General features: G+C 70.9%; 17 protein-coding genes. 9 read left to right on the top strand and 8 right to left on the bottom strand.

What is annotated here, in order from left to right; all coding sequences use genetic code 11:
- Nucleotides 1–11: 11 nt before the first annotated feature.
- From D0Y53_RS08995 to metH, 3 genes are read left to right on the top strand one after another with little or no spacing between them, the layout of a single operon-like run.
- Entirely contained in the window at nt 12–941 is a 930-nt protein-coding gene (locus D0Y53_RS08995; protein WP_117202905.1) for an ArsR/SmtB family transcription factor, read from the top strand.
- Nucleotides 938–2,050, top strand: a complete 1,113-nt coding sequence (locus D0Y53_RS08990; RefSeq protein WP_233511726.1) for a homocysteine S-methyltransferase family protein — start codon at nt 938–940, stop codon at nt 2,048–2,050. Before D0Y53_RS08995 ends, D0Y53_RS08990 begins: the two co-directional genes overlap by 4 nt.
- On the top strand, nt 2,047–4,758 hold the full coding sequence (metH, locus tag D0Y53_RS08985) for a methionine synthase (RefSeq protein ID WP_117202895.1): 2,712 nt from the start codon (nt 2,047–2,049) through the stop codon (nt 4,756–4,758). Before D0Y53_RS08990 ends, metH begins: the two co-directional genes overlap by 4 nt.
- Before the next feature lie 6 nt (nt 4,759–4,764).
- On the opposite strand, the gene D0Y53_RS08980 is transcribed toward metH, so the two are convergent.
- The 7 genes from D0Y53_RS08980 to D0Y53_RS08950 all read right to left on the bottom strand — a co-directional run bounded on the left by D0Y53_RS08980 (nt 4,765) and on the right by D0Y53_RS08950 (nt 11,344).
- Nucleotides 4,765–5,379 carry a thioesterase family protein gene (locus tag D0Y53_RS08980; protein ID WP_117202894.1) on the bottom strand — a complete coding sequence of 205 codons (615 nt, stop codon included), beginning with the start codon at nt 5,377–5,379 and terminating at the stop codon, nt 4,765–4,767.
- Between the two features lie 3 nt (nt 5,380–5,382).
- Nucleotides 5,383–7,098 (bottom strand): hypothetical protein, encoded by a 1,716-nt coding sequence (locus D0Y53_RS08975; protein WP_117202893.1) that lies wholly within the window; start codon nt 7,096–7,098, stop codon nt 5,383–5,385.
- 72 nt (nt 7,099–7,170) lie between these two features.
- Complete coding sequence (locus D0Y53_RS08970; RefSeq protein WP_117202892.1) at nt 7,171–7,803, bottom strand: DUF2058 family protein; 633 nt, start codon at nt 7,801–7,803, stop codon at nt 7,171–7,173.
- A gap of 38 nt (nt 7,804–7,841) precedes the next feature.
- Nucleotides 7,842–8,060 carry a SlyX family protein gene (locus D0Y53_RS08965; RefSeq protein WP_117202891.1) on the bottom strand — a complete coding sequence of 73 codons (219 nt, stop codon included), beginning with the start codon at nt 8,058–8,060 and terminating at the stop codon, nt 7,842–7,844.
- 4 nt (nt 8,061–8,064) lie between these two features.
- Nucleotides 8,065–9,417 carry a UDP-glucose dehydrogenase family protein gene (locus tag D0Y53_RS08960; protein ID WP_117202890.1) on the bottom strand — a complete coding sequence of 451 codons (1,353 nt, stop codon included), beginning with the start codon at nt 9,415–9,417 and terminating at the stop codon, nt 8,065–8,067.
- 84 nt (nt 9,418–9,501) lie between these two features.
- Nucleotides 9,502–10,284 carry an FKBP-type peptidyl-prolyl cis-trans isomerase gene (locus D0Y53_RS08955; RefSeq protein ID WP_117202889.1) on the bottom strand — a complete coding sequence of 261 codons (783 nt, stop codon included), beginning with the start codon at nt 10,282–10,284 and terminating at the stop codon, nt 9,502–9,504.
- A gap of 115 nt (nt 10,285–10,399) precedes the next feature.
- A complete protein-coding gene (locus D0Y53_RS08950; RefSeq protein WP_117202888.1) occupies nt 10,400–11,344 on the bottom strand; it encodes an FKBP-type peptidyl-prolyl cis-trans isomerase N-terminal domain-containing protein in 945 nt (314 codons plus the stop codon).
- Nucleotides 11,345–11,873: 529 nt separating this feature from the next.
- Here D0Y53_RS08950 and D0Y53_RS08945 point away from each other — a divergent pair.
- From D0Y53_RS08945 to D0Y53_RS08920, 6 genes are all read left to right on the top strand, one after another.
- Nucleotides 11,874–12,167, top strand: coding sequence for a hypothetical protein (locus tag D0Y53_RS08945; RefSeq protein ID WP_117202887.1), 294 nt, complete (start codon nt 11,874–11,876; stop codon nt 12,165–12,167).
- Nucleotides 12,168–12,170: 3 nt separating this feature from the next.
- Nucleotides 12,171–12,539: a GntR family transcriptional regulator gene (locus D0Y53_RS08940; RefSeq protein ID WP_117202886.1), complete on the top strand. Its 369-nt coding sequence runs from the start codon at nt 12,171–12,173 to the stop codon at nt 12,537–12,539.
- Nucleotides 12,536–13,414, top strand: a complete 879-nt coding sequence (locus tag D0Y53_RS08935) for an ABC transporter ATP-binding protein (protein ID WP_117202885.1) — start codon at nt 12,536–12,538, stop codon at nt 13,412–13,414. Before D0Y53_RS08940 ends, D0Y53_RS08935 begins: the two co-directional genes overlap by 4 nt.
- Complete coding sequence (locus D0Y53_RS08930; RefSeq protein ID WP_117202884.1) at nt 13,411–14,448, top strand: hypothetical protein; 1,038 nt, start codon at nt 13,411–13,413, stop codon at nt 14,446–14,448. The genes D0Y53_RS08935 and D0Y53_RS08930 overlap by 4 nt, the downstream gene beginning before the upstream one ends.
- Before the next feature lie 136 nt (nt 14,449–14,584).
- Nucleotides 14,585–15,235: a YggN family protein gene (locus D0Y53_RS08925; protein WP_117202883.1), complete on the top strand. Its 651-nt coding sequence runs from the start codon at nt 14,585–14,587 to the stop codon at nt 15,233–15,235.
- A gap of 12 nt (nt 15,236–15,247) precedes the next feature.
- Nucleotides 15,248–15,928 carry a YggN family protein gene (locus tag D0Y53_RS08920; protein ID WP_117202882.1) on the top strand — a complete coding sequence of 227 codons (681 nt, stop codon included), beginning with the start codon at nt 15,248–15,250 and terminating at the stop codon, nt 15,926–15,928.
- 7 nt (nt 15,929–15,935) lie between these two features.
- On the opposite strand, the gene D0Y53_RS08915 is transcribed toward D0Y53_RS08920, so the two are convergent.
- Nucleotides 15,936–17,333 carry a class II fumarate hydratase gene (locus D0Y53_RS08915; RefSeq protein WP_117202881.1) on the bottom strand — a complete coding sequence of 466 codons (1,398 nt, stop codon included), beginning with the start codon at nt 17,331–17,333 and terminating at the stop codon, nt 15,936–15,938.
- Nucleotides 17,334–17,343: the final 10 nt, after the last annotated feature.

The following is a 17,343-nucleotide window of genomic DNA, read 5'->3' as shown; positions in this document are numbered from 1 at the left end:
GGAAAGATATGATGGATCTGGAAGGCTGGTCGAACCGGCTCAAGGTATTCGCCGACGCCACCCGCGTGCGCCTGCTGGCGCTGCTGGAAGGCGAGGAACTCACCGTCGCCGAACTGTCCGCGATCACCCGGCTGGCCCAGCCGCGGGTGTCCACCCACCTGGCCAGGCTCAAGGAGGCCGGGCTGGTGCGCGATCGCCGCGCCGGGGTCTCGGCCTACTACCGCTTCGACGACGCGGCGCTGGACCCGGCGCAGCGTGCGCTGTGGCAATCCATCAGCGCCGGCAGCGACGACCCGCTGCTGCGCCAGGACGCCGAGCGCGTGCCCGCGGTGCTGGCCACCCGTGCCGCCGACCAGAACTGGGCCGACTCGGTCGCCGGCGACATGGAGCGCCACTACTCGCCCGGCCGCACCTGGGAGGCGCTGGCGCGCTCGGCGCTGCCGCTGCTGGAACCCGGCGACGTGCTCGACATCGCTTCCGGCGACGGCGTGCTGGCCGAGCTGCTGGCGCCGCACGCGCACCGCTACGTCTGCGTGGACGCCAGCGCGCGCGTGGTCGCGGCGGCCACCGAGCGCCTGCGCCGCTTCGCCAACGTGGAAGTGCACGAGGGCGACATGCATGCCCTGCCCTTCGCCGACGCCAGCTTCGACCTGGTGGTGCTGATGCACGCGCTGACCTACGCCGCCAAGCCGGCGCAGGCGGTGGCCGAAGCCGCGCGCACGCTGCGGCCCGGCGGCCGCCTGCTGCTGTCGAGCCTGGCCCGGCACGAGCACCGCGCGGCGGTGGAGGCCTACGGCCATAGCAACCTCGGCTTCGGCGCCAAGGAACTGCGCCGGTTCGCGGCCCGGGCCGGGTTGCAGGTGACCAGCTGCGAAACCGTCACCCGCGAAAAACGCCCGCCGCATTTCGAGGTCATCTCGCTGATCGGGGTGAAGCCGTGACCGCCGCCGACGCCCTGCCCTGGCTGCACCCGGGACGCGTCGCCGCGCTGCAGTCGGCGCTGGCGCAGCGCATCCTGGTCATCGACGGCGCCATGGGCACCATGATCCAGCGCCACGAGTTGCAGGAAGCCGATTACCGCGGCGAACGCTTCGCCCAGGGCTACGACGCGCTGTTCGCGCCCGAGGCGAGCCACACCCACGGCCCGGGCTGCGGCTGCCAGGCGCACGACCAGCGCGGCAACAACGACCTGCTGACCCTGACCCGCCCCGACCTGATCCGCGGCATCCACGACGCCTACCTGGCCGCCGGCGCCGATCTGGTCGAGACCAACACCTTCAACTCCACCGCGATCTCGCTGGCGGATTACCACCTGACGCATCTGGTGCGCGAACTGAACCGCGAAGGCGCGAAGCTCGCGCGCGCGGCCTGCGACGCCGCCGGGGCGCGGACGCCGGACAAGCCGCACTTCGTAATCGGCGTGCTCGGGCCGACCAGCCGCACCGCGTCGCTGAGCCCGGACGTCAACCGTCCCGGCTTTCGCGCGACGTCGTTCGACCAGCTGGCCGACGCCTACCGCGAGGCCGCCGGCGGACTGATCGAGGGCGGCGCCGACGTGCTGATGGTGGAGACGGTCTTCGACACGCTCAACGCCAAGGCTGCGCTGTTCGCCATCGACGACGCTTTCGCCGCCGCCGGCGGGCGGCTGCCGGTGATGATTTCCGGCACCATCACCGATGCCTCCGGCCGCACCCTGTCGGGACAGACCGCGGAGGCGTTCTGGTACTCGCTGCGGCACGCGCGGCCGCTGTCGATCGGGCTCAACTGCGCACTCGGCGCCCGCGACCTGCGCCCGCACATCGACGTCCTCGCCCGGATCGCGGACGTGGCCGTCAGCACCCATCCCAACGCCGGCCTGCCCAATGCCTTCGGCGGCTACGACGAAACCCCGGAGGACATGGCCGGCGTGCTGCACGTGTTCGCCGCGGCCGGGCTGCTGAACCTGGTCGGCGGCTGCTGCGGCACCACGCCCGCGCACATCGCCGCGATCGCCGAGGCCGTGCGCGGGCTGCCGCCGCGGGCGCTGCCGCAACTGGAGGCGGCCGCATGAGCACCCTCCCCCGCTATACCCGGCTCAGCGGCCTGGAACCGCTGCTGATCACGCCCGAGTCCAATTTCGTCAACGTCGGCGAGCGCACCAACGTCACCGGCTCGGCGAAATTCAAGAAGCTGATCCTGGAGGACCGCTACGACGAGGCGGTGGCGGTGGCGCGGCAGCAGGTGGAAAACGGCGCCCAGGTGCTCGACGTCAACATGGACGAGGGCATGCTCGATTCGGCGCAGGCGATGGTGCGCTTCCTCAACCTGATCGCCGCCGAACCCGACATCGCCAAGGTCCCGGTGATGGTCGACTCCTCCAAATGGGACGTGATCGAGGCCGGGCTCAAGTGCCTGCAGGGCAAGGGCATCGTCAACTCGATCTCGATGAAGGAAGGCGAGGCCGAGTTCCTGCGCCAGGCGCGGCTGGTGCGACGCTACGGCGCGGCGGTGGTGGTGATGGCCTTCGACGAGGAAGGCCAGGCCGGCACCGCGGCGCGCAAGGTGGCGATCTGCGCCCGCGCCTACGAGCTGCTCACCCGCCAGGCCGGCTTCCCGCCCGAGGACATCGTCTTCGACCCCAACGTGTTCGCCATCGCCACCGGCATCGAGGAGCACGACGACTACGCGGTCGCCTTCATCGAGGCCGCGCGCGAGCTGCGCCGGCGCTTTCCGCTGTGCCACATTTCCGGCGGCGTCTCCAACGTGTCGTTCTCGTTCCGCGGCAACGAGCCGGTGCGCCAGGCCATCCACGTGGTGTTCCTGTACCACGCGATCCGCGCCGGCATGGACATGGGCATCGTCAACGCCGGCGCGCTGCCGCTGTACGACGACCTGGACCCGGAGCTGCGCGAACGGGTCGAGGACGTGGTGCTCAACCGCCGCGCCGACGGCACCGAACGCCTGCTGCAGATCGCCGAGCGCTACAAGGGCAAAAAAGGCGAGAAGAAAGCCGAGGACCTGGCCTGGCGCGAGGGCGACGTCCGCGCGCGCCTGACCCATTCGCTGGTGCACGGCATCGACCAGTACGTGGTCGCGGACACCGAGGAGGCGCGGCTGCAGGCGGCGCGCCCGCTGGACGTGATCGAAGGCCCGCTGATGGACGGCATGAACGTGGTCGGCGATCTGTTCGGCGCCGGCAAGATGTTCCTGCCGCAGGTGGTCAAGTCGGCGCGGGTGATGAAGAAGGCGGTCGCCCACCTGCTGCCGTACATCGAGGCCGAAAAGGCGCGCACCGGCGACACCGGCAAGTCCAACGGCAAGATCGTGATGGCCACGGTCAAGGGCGACGTGCACGACATCGGCAAGAACATCGTCGGCGTGGTGCTGGCGTGCAACAACTTCGAGGTCGTCGACCTGGGGGTGATGGTGCCGGCGCAGGTGCTGCTGGACCGCGCCCGCGCCGAGAACGCCGACCTGATCGGCGTCTCCGGGTTGATCACCCCGTCGCTGGAGGAGATGGGCCACGTCGCCCGCGAGATGCAGCGCCAGGGTTTCACCATCCCGCTGCTGATCGGCGGCGCCACCACCTCGCGCGCGCACACCGCGCTGAAGATCGACCCGCACTACAAGGCGGGCACGATCTGGGTCAAGGACGCCTCGCGCGCGGTCAACGTCGCCCAGTCGCTGATCTCGCCGGAACAGCGCGGCCCGTTCATCGCCGCCAACGAGGCCGACTACGCCGAGATCCGCGAGCGCCACCGCAGGAAGGAAGGCGGCAAGCGGCTGGTGTCGCTGGAACACGCCCGCGGCCAGCGCTGCGACGGCGGCTGGGCCGAGTACGTACCGCCGCAACCCAACCGCCCCGGCATCACCGTTTTCGACGACTACCCGCTCGACGACCTGGTCGGGCTGATCGACTGGGGCCCGTTCTTCAACGCCTGGGAGCTGGCCGGCAAGTTTCCGGCGATCCTCGACGACGCCGTGGTCGGCACGCAGGCGCGCGAGCTGTTCGCCGACGCGCAGGCGATGCTCGGACGCATCGTCGCGGAAAAGTGGCTGACGGCGCGCGCCGTGGTCGGGCTGTGGCCGGCCCACAGCGTCGGCGACGACGTGGTGGTCGACGCGGCGGCCGGCGGCGCGCCCGGCGACCCCGCCGGCACGGTCGTGCTGCATTTCCTGCGCCAGCAGGTCGACAAGCCGGCCGAGCGCCCGGACTTCTGCCTGGCCGACTTCATCGCCCCGCGCGACAGCGGCCGCCGCGACTGGATCGGTGCGTTCGCGGTCACCGCCGGCCTCGGCATCGAGCCGCACATCGCCCGTTTCCAGGCCGACCACGACGACTACAACGCGATCCTGCTCAAGGCATTGGCCGACCGCCTCGCCGAGACCCTGGCCGAGCGCATCCACCAGCGCGTGCGCAAGGACATCTGGGGCTTCGCCGCCGACGAGGACCTGGACGCGGCGGCGCTGATCGCCGAAGCCTACCGCGGCATCCGCCCGGCGCCGGGCTATCCCGCCTGCCCCGAGCACAGCGAGAAGGCGACCCTGTTCCGCCTGCTGGACGCCACCGCCAACGCCGGCATCACCCTGACCGACCACTTCGCGATGTACCCGGCCGCGAGCGTGTCGGGCTATTACTTCAGCCATCCGCGCAGCCAGTACTTCGTGGTCGGGCGGGTATCGCGGGAGCAGGTGGCCGACTACGCCCGGCGCAAGGGCGTGTCGCTGCAGCAGGCCGAGCGGCTGCTGGCGTCCAACCTGGACTACGACCCGGAATAGTCAGGATCAGCCGCGGGAACGATCATGCCCCGTGCCGGCGACGCTACCCCGGTGCGACGCAGCGTTGTCCGCCGTGCGCCGGTCCGGTGCACGCACCTGTCTTTGCCCGGCGTGGATCAGCGCGTCTAGTTCCTGCAGGCGGGACACGATCTCCGGCTTGTCCGGTCGCGCCACCGGTCCACGACCCGCAGCAAGGATCTCGTCCGGGGAGACCGGGCCGGTCGGGCCAAGCAGGGTCGCGTTCACGTATCCCGTGGCCAGCGTCCTGCCATTGCGCTCGAACGTCTGCCTGAAGCAGAACGCGCCGTCATCCCAGTAGATGATCCGGGTCCGCAGCGCATAGCGCTGGAATGCCCTGAGCGGGTAACGGAACCTGATCGTGGCAAAACTGGCCAGCGGCGCCCATTTGCGCCGGATCATGGCCCCTGCAAGGCCCGTCCGCAGCGCGAGGTCGAGCCGGCCCAGGTCCATGATTGCCGCGTAGCGGTCGTCGGTAAGCTTGGTAACGTCGATGTCGTTCGGCAATACCAGGAACGACAGGATCGAGTCGTCGAGCACCCCGAGCGGCCTGCGCCACAACGACGAGAGGATGAGCCACAACAATCGCAGCCGGAGCCTCATGCGCTACGGCCGCCCGTGCTCGATCGGGCGGTCGCGATGCATCAGCGCCCACTCGGCGTGTTCTTCCAGCGCCGCCTCGCCGAGTGCGCGCAGGATTTCGCGGCGCCGGTGCAGGTCCGCGGTGGCGTCCAGCGCCGCGCGCGCATTGCGGTAGATGCGGTGCATGAAGCGGTACTGCTTGACCAGCTCCTTGTCGGCCTTGCGGTAGGCATAGGCCTCGCGCACCGCGGCGATCAGCGACAGCGCGCCCATCGCGGTCACCAGCAGGTTGCGCGCGGCATCGTCGAGGCCGCGATGGAACAGCGCCAGGAACAGGCTGATGCCGATGCCGCTCCACAGGCAGGCCGCGCCCAGCGCCTGGGTGCGTAGGTGATGGCGCGCGCGCAATTCCGCCTTGCGCTCGTAATAGGCCAGTTGCCCGGAGTGCCCGGGGCGCCCGACCCAGTCCTCGATCACCGCATCCAGGGCGCCCGCCGGGTCGCCGCTACGCGGCAGCGGCAGCAACCCGATCTGGCGCATCACGTTGCGGATCCAGCCCAGTTCGACGTCCTGCTTCTGCATGAAGTTGTCGTGCGCGAATTCGGGGTCGCCGGTCATCGACAGCCCGGCGCGGCGCCAGAACGCCTGCACCCGCAGGCCTTCGGCCAGCGCGCGGTAGTCGATGTACTTGCGGTGCCAGTCGCGGCGCCGCGCCGCCACCGCGACCGCCAGGCCGACGAGGAAGAATGCCAGGAACAGCCACAGCATCCAGTCCGGCGCGCCGAGGTCGGAGTACAGCAGGAACGCCAGCCCCATCAGCACCGCCAGGACATGGATCGCGCGCATCGCGGCGGTGGTGCGGCGCTGGAAGCCGATCGCCATCGCGTCGACCACGTGCGCCGCCGCCTGCGCCGGGTCCGACGCCGGCGCCGCATCCGCGGCCGCAACCGCGTAGCGCAGGCGATCGCGCTCGAACGCCTGCATGCGCTCGAAAATGCGGCGGTAATCCGGCGGCATGCCCGAGGCCAGCGGCCGCTGGCCTGCGCTGGTGAGCCAGCACGGCCGCGGGTCGAACGCGGCCGGCGCCGGCGCCGAGGTGCGCAGCACCGGCAGGTGCAGCACCAGGCTGTCGTCGTCGCCGGACAGCATCTGCCGCAGGTTGTCGCTGGCCCGGCGCGCGCCCGGCAGCGGCCCGCCGAGGTAGTAGCGCACGATCTGCGCGGTGCCACCGACGCCGCCGCCGTCGGAACCGTCCCACAACGCGAACAGTACGTGGCAGTGGCTGGCGACGTACAGGCCGGCCAGCAGGTACTGGCGGTCGCGCGCCGCGCCCGGCCCGCGCAGGGCCTCGCGCGCCTGCTCGCCGGCAGGCAGCGGCAGGGCCACGGTCTCGGCCTGCGCGAGCAGCCGCTCGAACTGCGCGCGCGACTGCGCGCCGGAAAAATCCCGCGCATACGTCGCCGCCGGCAGCGGCAGCGGCACGATCAGGCGCGCGCCTTGCTCCAGCCCCGCTTCAGCCACCAGGCGATCGCCGCCCTCGGCCAGCGGCGACAGCACCACCGGCTGCAGTTCCGGGAATTGCGCGCGCAGGCCGGCGAAGGCCTCCCGCAGCTGCCGCCGCAGCGCCGGCAGTTGTTCCGGGGCGAGGTCGCGATGGCTGGTGACGCCGACCACCAGCGCCGTGGCCGCCAGGGCCTGCCGGGAATCGTTGCGTCCGATGCTGCTCCCGTCGCCCTGCATCGCCGGCCGTCGCGACGGCGCCAATCGCACCGCCGGAACCAACGCGGGCGCCGCGCGGCGGCGGCCAGGCGCTTACCAGACCAGGTCGTCGGGCACCTGGTAGCGCGGATCGGCGTAGGGATCCTCCGGCGCCGGCGCCGCGGGATCGACCTTGAGCGCGACCGCCGGCGCGAAGACCGCCTCGGCCTGCGCCAGCATCGCGGCGTCGACCAGCAGATAGCGGCCGTCGAGCTGCACCACGCCCAGCTCGCCGGCATTGAGCGCCTGGAGTTGCGCCTGGGTCACGTAGACGCGCTTGATCTTGCCGCCGTAGTCGAAGTGGCGCGCGATGTCGGCGGCCGGGTCGTTGCGCGCCTGGCCCTCGAGCAGGGCCGCGAGCCGCGCCCGGGCCTCGCGCCGCTGCCGCGCCTGCTCCTGCTTCAGGCGCTCGGCGGCGATGCGTTCGTCCTTTTCCTTCTGCGCGCGGATCGCATAGGCCTTGGCGAGGTCGATCTCCGCGCGCGCGCCGGGTTTGCCGTGCCGCTGCGGCCGCGCCTTGCCCGGCGGGTGCGGGGCGGCGGACGCGGGCGCACGCGCGCCCTGCCCCGTGCGCGCCGGTGCCGGGCGCTCGGGCTTGCGCGCCGGCGGACGCGGGGATTTGCGCTCGGACGCCGCAGGCGGCTTGAAACCGAGGCCGAGGAGTTGGTCGCGGAGGGAGTCGCTCATGGCTGGCGGGCGCGCACGCGGCGCAGTGCTGTGGAACCTCAATAATGCGGCGGCGGCGGCTCGCTGGCCGGGTCGGCGAAGAAGTCGCCGCGCGCCTGTTTCAGGTCGTCCATCGTACGGCGCAGCAGTTCGGCATGGCTTGCGATTTCGGCGCGTGCGGCGGCGAGCGCGTCGCTGAGTTCGCCCAGCGCGTGCTCCTGAAACGCGAGCCGCGTTTCCAGTTCGGTCAACCGCTGCTCCAGGGGCGTCGGCGTCATCGGCTCATTCCACCACGATCGAGCGGCCGCGGCCGATGCCGTAGTAGGCCAGGCCCGCGGCCTCGACCTCGGCCGGGTCGTACAGGTTGCGTCCGTCGAACACCACCGCGTCGCCCAGCGCGGCGCGCAGCGCGGCGAAATCCGGGCTGCGGAACTGCTTCCATTCGGTGACCACCACCAGCGCGTCCGCGCCTTCCAGCGCGGCGGCTGCGCTGTCGCACAGCACCAGGTCGGCGCGCGGGCCGAAGATCCGCGCCGCCTCCTGCCGCGCCTCCGGGTCGTACGCGCGCACCTTCGCCCCCGCCTCCCAGAGCTGCGCCAGCAACTTGCGGCTGGAGGCCTCGCGCATGTCGTCGGTGTCGGGCTTGAACGCCAGCCCCCAGACCGCGAAGGTGCGACCGCGCACGCCTTCGTCCTCGCCCTCGTCGTAGTGGCGCTGGATGAGCTCGAACAGGTGTCCCTTCTGCGCCTCGTTGACCGCCTCGACCGCGCCCAGCAGCCGTGCCTCGTAGCCGTGCTGGGCGGCGGTGCGCGTCAGCGCCTGCACGTCCTTGGGGAAGCAGGAGCCGCCGTAGCCGGCGCCGGGATAGATGAAATGCCAGCCGATGCGCGGGTCCGAGCCGATGCCGTGGCGCACCATCTCCACGTCGGCGCCGACCTGCTCGGCGATGTTGGCGATCTCGTTCATGAAGCTGATCTTGGTCGCCAGCATCGCGTTGGCGGCGTACTTGGTCAGCTCCGCCGAACGCACGTCCATCGCCACGATGCGGTCGTGATTGCGGTTGAACGGCGCGTACAGGCGCTTGAGCTTCTCCAGCGCCTGCACGCTGCCGGTGCCGATGACGATCCGGTCCGGGCGCATGCAGTCCTCGACCGCGGCGCCCTCCTTGAGGAACTCCGGATTGGAGACCACGTCGAAAGCGACCTTGGCGCCGCGGGCGGCCAGGGTGGTGGCGATCGCGGTGCGGACCTTGTCGGCGGTGCCGACCGGCACGGTCGACTTGTCCACCACCACCGCCGGGCGCGCCAGGTGCTCGCCGATGGTGCGCGCCACCGCCAGTACGTACTGCAGGTCGGCGCTGCCGTCCTGGTCCGGCGGCGTGCCCACGGCGATGAACAGCACCTCGCCGTGCGCGATCGCGGCGGCGGCGTCGGTGGTGAACCGCAGCCGCCCGGCGGCGTGGTTGGCCTTCACCATCGGTTCCAGGCCCGGCTCGTAGATCGGCACCACGCCGCGGTTCAGGCCATCGACCTTGGCCGCGTCGATGTCCACGCAGACCACGTGGTGCCCGACTTCCGCCAGGCAGGTTCCGGTGACCAGGCCGACGTAGCCGGTGCCGAAGATCGCGACTTGCATCCTGATTCCTCGTCGAAGCGTCCCGCTCCGTGAAACGGCGACGCCGGCGGCAGACACGCCACCGGCGTCGCGGCCTGCGCGAGTTTACTTCGCCTCGGGCTTGGCGATGTCGAGCAGCTCGACCTCGAACACCAACGTGGCATTGGGCGGGATCGGGCCGCCCGGCGTGCCCTGTTCGCCGTAGCCGAGCGCGGCCGGGATCCAGAACCTGTACTTGCTGCCGACCGGCATCAGCGCGATGCCTTCCTGCCAGCCGGGCACGACCTGCTGCAGCGGGATCGTCGCCGGGCCGCCATGGCGGGTGGAATCGTCGAACACGGTGCCGTCCAGCAGCGAGCCCTTGTAGTTGACGCGCACGCTGTCGGTCGGCTTCGGCTTGGCGCCGTCGCCGGCGCTGAGCACCTGGTACTGCAGGCCCGACGCGGTGGTCTGGACGCCCGGCTTCTTGCCGTTGTCGGCCAGGAACGCGGCGCCGGCCTCGGCGTTCTGCCGGGCCTCGGTCTGCAGCTTGGCGATCTGCTTGGCCTGCATCCGCTCACCGAAGCTTTCGCTGATCTTCGCCGCCTGCTCGTCGGTCAGCAGCAGCTTGTCGCCGGCGAAGGCGCTCTTGATCGCCCGGGCGAGGACGTCGACGTCGATCTCGTCCTTGATCGGCTCCCACTGCTTGGCCATCGCCATGCCGATCATGTAGCTGACCTGGTCCTTTTCGGTGGCCAGGCCGGGGATCGCTGCCGTGGCCTGGTCGCCGGTTGCGGCGGCGGTTTCGGGCTTGGCGGTCTTGTCGCCGGGCTTGTTGCAGCCCGTGGCGGCCAGCGCCAGCGCGGCCAGCGCCAGCGCGGTCAGGGGGAAACGCAGGGAAGATCGCATTTCGCGGCACTCCAGGAAGCGCGCCGGCGCTGCCGGCCCGCGGGGGGGAAGGAATCGGCACGATGGGGGAAAAGCGCTGAACCGCAGGCCTATGCCCACGGCTGCCCCCGACGGCCTAACGCAGGACGGCCATCAACTCGACATCGAACACCAGGGTGGCCTCGGGTCCGATCGGGCCGCCGGGCGTGCCCTGGGCGCCGTACGCCAGTGCGGCCGGAATCCAGAACCGATACTTGCCGCCGACCGGCATCAGGCTCACGCCCTCGGTCCAGCCGGGGATGACCTGGTCGAGCGCGAACTCGGCCGGCTGGCCGCGCTCGTAGGAGCTGTCGAACACGCTGCCGTCGAGCAGGGTGCCGTGGTAGTTGACCCGGACCCGGTCGCTGCGCGCCGGGCGCGGGCCGTTGCCCTGGCGCAACACCATGTATTGCAGGCCCGACGGCGTGACGTACACGCCCTTGACCGTCTTGTTCTTCGCCAGGAACGCGGCGCCCTCGGCGGCGTTCTTCTGCGCCAGCGCCGCGGCCTGCGCCTGCAGCTGGTCCTGGACGCGCTGCGAGAACGCCGTGCGCAGGGCGTCGGCCTCGGCCTGCTCCAGCAACGGCTTGCGGTCCTCGAGCACGCTGCGCACGCCCTGCACCAGCACCGCCACGTCGAGTTCGTCCTTGATCGGCGCCAGCGAGCGCCCGACATCGGCGCCGACCAGGTACCCGACCTGGTCCCGCGCCACCTCCGGCGCCTGGGTGCCGGCGGGCGCCTGGCCGTTGCGCACGGCGATGCGCTGCATCAGCGCCTGCGCCAGCGGCTGCACCTTGTCCTCGGCGATCAGCGGCTTGCCGCCGTCGAAGGCGTTGCGCACCGCGCGCTGGAACGCGGCCACGTCCAGGTCCGGCCCGGCTGGCGCGATCGACTTGCCCACGTCCATGCCGACCATGTAGCTGACCTTGTCGCGATCGCTGGCCAGCACGGTCTGGTCCTGCGCCAGCACCGGCACGGCCGCGACCAGCACGGCGACGGCAGCGAACAGCAGCACGGCGGCGCCGCGCACGAAAGCCTTCATCCGATGACTCCTGTTGACGGCCGGGCAAGGCCGGGATGCAGAGGGAATGCGGGGGGATGCGCGCCGGAAGCAGCGGCGACACGCGCTATTGTCGCGGCGGCACGCGCCGGCGGCAATGCCGACGACGCGAATGCAGCATGCGTCCCGCAGCGCAGGGCCATGCCACAGGACAGCCGCGTGACGCGTGGATGATTCGCGTCCGGCATACAAGTTCGACTGTCCGGCCAGGTACGGGCGAAGGCCGGCCAGCGGCCGGCGCTCGGACATCGCCATGCGCCCAGTCCAGCCGGGGCCCTGCCCACTGCCGGGCACTGACCGGCCGGAACCCGTTTTGGCCGGGGCCATCGCCTGGACGTCGTCGTGCGCTCGATCCAGCCGGGGCCCTGCCCACAGCCGGGTCTGCCTGGCCAGGCCCCGTTTACCCAGGGCCCATCGCCTATGCCATCAGTTGGGGAGCACGGGCTTGACGGGTTGTGTTTAGGTGTTATAGTTGCATACAACACCAGTCCCCCAGAGCAGGACGTCTGCCATGACCCGCAAACTCCAACACACCGTGACGGCCCTGTCGGCGACGGCCACGGTGTTCACCCTGCTGCTGCTCGCCGGCACGCCCCAACCGCCGCCGCCGTCCGCAGCGTCGCTGGCGCTGACCGCCGAGGCGGCCTCCCCGGCCGAGGCCACCGCGCTGGAAACCGCCACCGACGCCCCCCGCCCCGACGCCGCCGAGGCGACCGATGCCGGCCGCCACCTGCGCCGTACCCGCGCCGCGCTGGCGCTGCCCTACTTCTCTTTCGCGCAGGGCCTGCGCCGCCTCGGGAGCTGAGCCATGACCGCGATCCAGTGGAGCGACGGCGCTCCGATCTACCGCCAACTCAAGGAGCGCGTCGTCGCGATGATGCTCGATGGCGTGCTCAAGCCCGGCGACGCCCTGCCCTCGGTGCGGCAGGTGGCGGCCGAGTACCAGCTCAATCCGATCACCGTCTCGCGCGCCTACCAGGAACTGGCGGACGAGGCGCTCGTGGAAAAACGCAGGGGACTGGGAATGTACGTGACCGAAGAAGCATCGAAGAAGCTGCTGGCCAGCGAACGCGAGCGTTTCCTGACCGAGGAATGGCCACAGGTGATCGAGCGCATCCAGCGCCTGGGCCTGCGCGCCGACGAACTGCTGAAGTCCGCCCAGGGAGGCTCGCGATGAACGCCGCCAGCAACAGCGACCGCGTCGTCAGCGCGCGCGGCCTGCGCAAGGCCTACAAGGACAAGCTCGCGCTCGACGGCGCCAGTTTCGAGATCCCGGCCGGCCGCATCGTCGGCCTGATCGGTCCCAACGGCGCCGGCAAGACCACGGCACTGAAGGCGATCCTCGGCCTGATCCCGTTCGAGGGCGAGCTGAGCGTGCTCGGCCGCGACCCGCGGACCCAGCGCGACGAGCTGATGAACGACGTCTGCTTCATCGCCGACGTCGCCGTGCTGCCGCGCTGGATCCGCGTGCGCGAGGCGATCGAGTTCGTCGCCGGGGTGCACCCGCGCTTCGACCGCGCCCGCTGCGAGCGCTTCCTGGCCCATACCCAGCTCAAGCCGAAGTCGCGGGTGCGCGAGCTGTCCAAGGGCATGATCGTGCAGCTGCACCTGGCCCTGGTGATGGCGATCGACGCCAGGCTGCTGGTGCTCGACGAGCCCACGCTGGGCCTGGACATCCTCTACCGCAAGCAGTTCTACCAGCGCCTGCTGGAGGACTACTTCGACGAGGACAAGACCATCCTGATCACCACCCACCAGGTCGAGGAGGTCGAGCACATCCTCACCGACGTGATGTTCATCCGCGACGGCCGGATGGTGCTGGAAGCGCCGATGGACGCCGTCGGCGAGCGCTACGTCGAGGTCCTGGTCGACGCCGGCAGCCTCGAGGCCGCGCGCGCGCTGAAGCCGATCGACGAACGCGCGCTGCCGTTCGGCAAGACCGTGATGCTGTTCGACGGCGTGCCGCAGCCGCGGCTCGCCGCCTTCGGCGAAACCCGCACCCCCGGCCTGGCCGATCTGTTCGTCGCCACGATGAAGGGAACCTACGCATGAACGCAATCACCCAATCGCGCGCGCCGGTCGCGGTCGCGCACGCCACCCACAAGTTCAGGCTGCTGCTGCGGCGCGAATTCTGGGAGCACAAGGGCGGCTTCCTGTGGGCGCCGCTGGTCGCCGGCGGCATTTCGCTGCTGCTCACGGCGATGGCGGTGATAGTCGGCGAGTTCGCCGCCCGCCGCGCCCTGGCCGACGGCAAGCTGCAGGTCGACGGCGAAGTCATGATCAACGGCCTGGACCTGGGCCAGCTGACCGGCAAGCTCGACGCCGGACAAATGCGCGACCTCGCCAACGGCATCGACCTGAGCCTGCTGATGGCCTCCGGCTGGCCCTTCATCGTGCTGGCCTTCGTCGTGTTCTTCTACTGCCTGGGCGCGCTGTACGACGACCGCAAGGACCGCAGCGTGCTGTTCTGGAAGTCGTTGCCGCTGTCGGACCGCGACACCGTGCTGTCCAAGGCCGCCAGTGCGCTGCTGGTGGCGCCGGTGCTCGCCACCGCGGCGGCACTGGCAACGATGCTCGGTTTCCTGCTGCTGCTCAGCGTGGTGGTGCTGTTCCATGGCGGCAACCCGATCGCGCTGCTGTGGGGCCCGGGCAGCCCGTTGAAGCTCGCCGCACAGCTGGCCGCCAGCATCCCCGTGTACGCGCTGTGGGCGCTGCCGACCGCCGGCTGGCTGCTGCTGTGCTCGGCCTGGGCGAAGAGCAAGCCGTTCCTGTGGGCGATCATGATCCCGGTGTTCGCCGGCATCTTCGTCAGCTGGTTCGACCTGATGCAGGTGTTCGACCTGGAATCGGGCTGGTTCTGGAAGAACATCGTCGCCCGCGCCCTGCTCAGCATCGCCCCCGGCAGCTGGATCGATGTCGCCCGCATCGGACCGTCGGCAAGCGGCCCCGAGGCGATCCACAACCTGCTCGACCTGCGGACCACGTATTCGGTGCTGCTGACCCCGCAACTGTGGATCGGCGCGGGTGCCGGCGTGGCGATGATCCTCGGCGCGATCCGCCTGCGCCGCTGGCGCGACGAGGGCTGAGGCAGGCCGTGTGCGCGGCACCGACGCGCGATTTGCCGTACGCCCGGCCATGGAAGGCCGGGCCGGACGCTCCGCAGCGAAGCAGTCGCGCCATCGACGGCCATCGGCCCTGACCAGACACCATGGGTAACCACGCATGAAAGCCACCACCACCTCCCTCACTCTCCTCCTCGCTCTCGCCCTGCCCCTCGCTGCGCAGGCCGGGCCCGCCGACCAGGGCGTCGCGGCCGAGGTCCGCCAGGACCTCGCCGACGCCCGCAAGGAAGTGCGCGTCGAGCTGGCCAGGGCCCGCCAGGAGTTGCTCACCGAAAACCTGGCACTGGGCGACAGCCTCCGCTTCGGCAGGCGCGGCAGGCCGGATATGTCGCTGCCGCAGGCGGAAATCACCCCCGCGGGCGATTTCCTGGTCGACGGCAAGATGCAGGCGATCGACGCCAGCCAGCGCCGGCAATTGCTGGCTTATCGCCAGCAGATCGTCGCCATCGCGCTCTCGGGCATCCAGGCCGGCCAGGAAGCCGCCGATGCGGCGCTCGACGCGGTCGGCAGCAACGTCATCGGCATTCTCTTCAATGCCCTGAGCGGCCGCCTCGAACACCGCGTGGAGCGCGCGGTGGAGCAGAAGGTGCGGCCGATGGTGTTGTCGATCTGCCGCGAGCTGCCGGCGGTGATGGCGTCCCAGCAGCGGCTTTCCGCCAGCCTGCCGGCATTCCGCCCGTACGCGACCCTCACCCCGCGCGACATCGACGATTGCGAGGCCGATGTCCGCCAGGAATTCGCCTCGCGCTGACAGGAGCCACCCATGCGACTCGTGCGCAACACCACGTTCACGCTCGCCCTCGTCGCCGTTGCGCTGCTTCCGGCGTGCAGCCGCCCTGCCGCCGACCAGGCGAAAGCGGAGGCCGAGACCGAAGGCAGTAGGGGCTACATCGCCCGCGCCATCGACAAGGAGATCGCCAAGGCGCGCAAGGAACTGCACGAGGGCAACCTCGTGATCAGCGGGGACCACGACGTCAAGGTCGCGGTGGACGGCTGGAGCGTCCAGACCTCGAGCAAGGCCGATGCGACCCGCCCCCGCGCCGAGATCAGCCCGCAAGGCGACCTGCTGGTGGAAGGCAAGGCCGTGGCGGTCACGCCGGCACAGCGCAAGTTGCTGCTCGGGTACCGCGCGCAGGTGATCCAGGTGGCCGATACCGGCCTGGAGATCGGCAGCAAGGGCGCCGATCTTGCCGGCGAAGCGATCGGACAGGCGCTCGGCGCGCTCTTCAGCGGCGACACCAAGGAGATGGAACGGCGCGTGGAGGCCAGGGCCGAGCAGTTGAAGCAGGAGGCCAGGGCGATCTGCGGGCAGCTGCCGGCGATGCTGGCCACCCAGCAGCGGCTCGCGGCCTCGCTGCCGGCCTTCCGCCCCTACGCGACCCTCGAACAGGCCGACATCGACGACTGCATGGACGAGATCGAGAAGGACGACAAGGGCGAGTGACGCGGGCTCAGCCGCGGATCCCGCCTTGCGTGAGCGCGGCGGGGTCCAGCAGTTTCTTCAGTTCCGCCGGCGGCAGCCCGCTGTCCTCCAGCGCCACGTCGAACACCGGCCGGCCTTCCTTGTAGGCCCGCTTGGCGATCGCGGCGGCCTTCTCGTAGCCGATGATCGGGTTGAGCGCGGTCACCAGGATCGGGTTGCGCGCGAGCGCGACCGCGACATGGTCGCCGCGCACCTTCAGCCCCGCGATCGACTTGTCGGCCAGCAGCCGCATCGCGCTGGCCAGCAGGCCGATCGAATCCAGCAAATTGGTGGCAATCAGCGGCAGCATCACGTTGAGCTGGAAGTTGCCGCTGGCGCCGGCGACGGTGATCGCGGCGTGGTGGCCCATCACCTGCGCGCAGACCATGCAGGTCGCTTCCGGAATCACCGGGTTGACCTTGCCGGGCATGATCGAGGAGCCGGGCTGCAGCGCCGGCAGCTCGATCTCGCCGAGGCCGGCCAGCGGGCCGGAATTCATCCAGCGCAGGTCGTTGGCGATCTTCATCAGCGCCACCGCCAGCGCGTTGAGCTGGCCGGACAGCTCGACCGCGTCGTCCTGCGACGCCAGGCCTTCGAACTTGTTGGCGGCCGATTCGAACTTGGTGCCGGCCAGCGCCGACAGCGCCTTGGCCATCGCCGGACCGAAGCGCGGATCGGCATTGATCCCGGTGCCGATCGCGGTGCCGCCGATCGGCAGCCGCCGCAGGCGCTTGAGCGCATCCTCGATCCGCGCCTGCGCCGAGGCCAGCTGCGCCGCCCAGGCACCGAACTCCTGGCCGAAGGTCAGCGGCATCGCGTCCATCAGGTGGGTGCGGCCGGTCTTGGCGACCCGGCCCAGGCCGCGTGCGCGGCGCTCGATGCTGCGGCGCAGGTGCGTGAGCGCCGGCAACAGGTCCTCGACCGTCGCCAGCTGTGCCGACACCCGCAGCGCGGTCGGGATCACGTCGTTGGAGCTCTGGCCGAGGTTGACGTCGTCGTTGGGGTGCACCGGCCGGCCGGACGCACGCGCCGCCAGGGTCGCGACCACCTCGTTGGCGTTCATGTTGCTGGACGTGCCCGAGCCGGTCTGGAACACGTCGATCGGGAACTGCGCGTCGTGCACGCCCGCGACCACCTCCAGCGCCGCCTTGCGGATCGCCGCCGCGCGCGTCTTCGGCAGCAGCCCGAGCGCGGCGTTGACCTCCGCCGCGGCCGCCTTCACCAGCCCCAGCGCGCGGATCAGGCCACGCGGCAACGGCCGCCCGGACACCGGGAAATTGTCGATCGCGCGCTGGGTCTGCGCGCCCCACAGCGCCGCGGCAGGCACGCGCAGCTCGCCCATGCTGTCGTGCTCCATGCGGAAGGTCTTGTCGCGACGTGCGGCCATGCAGCAGCTC

It is taken from the genome of Cognatiluteimonas weifangensis, from assembly GCF_003416885.1.
GTDB classification, from domain to species: Bacteria; Pseudomonadota; Gammaproteobacteria; order Xanthomonadales; family Xanthomonadaceae; genus Cognatiluteimonas; species Cognatiluteimonas weifangensis.
This window is presented reverse-complemented; position numbering and strand designations above follow the sequence as displayed.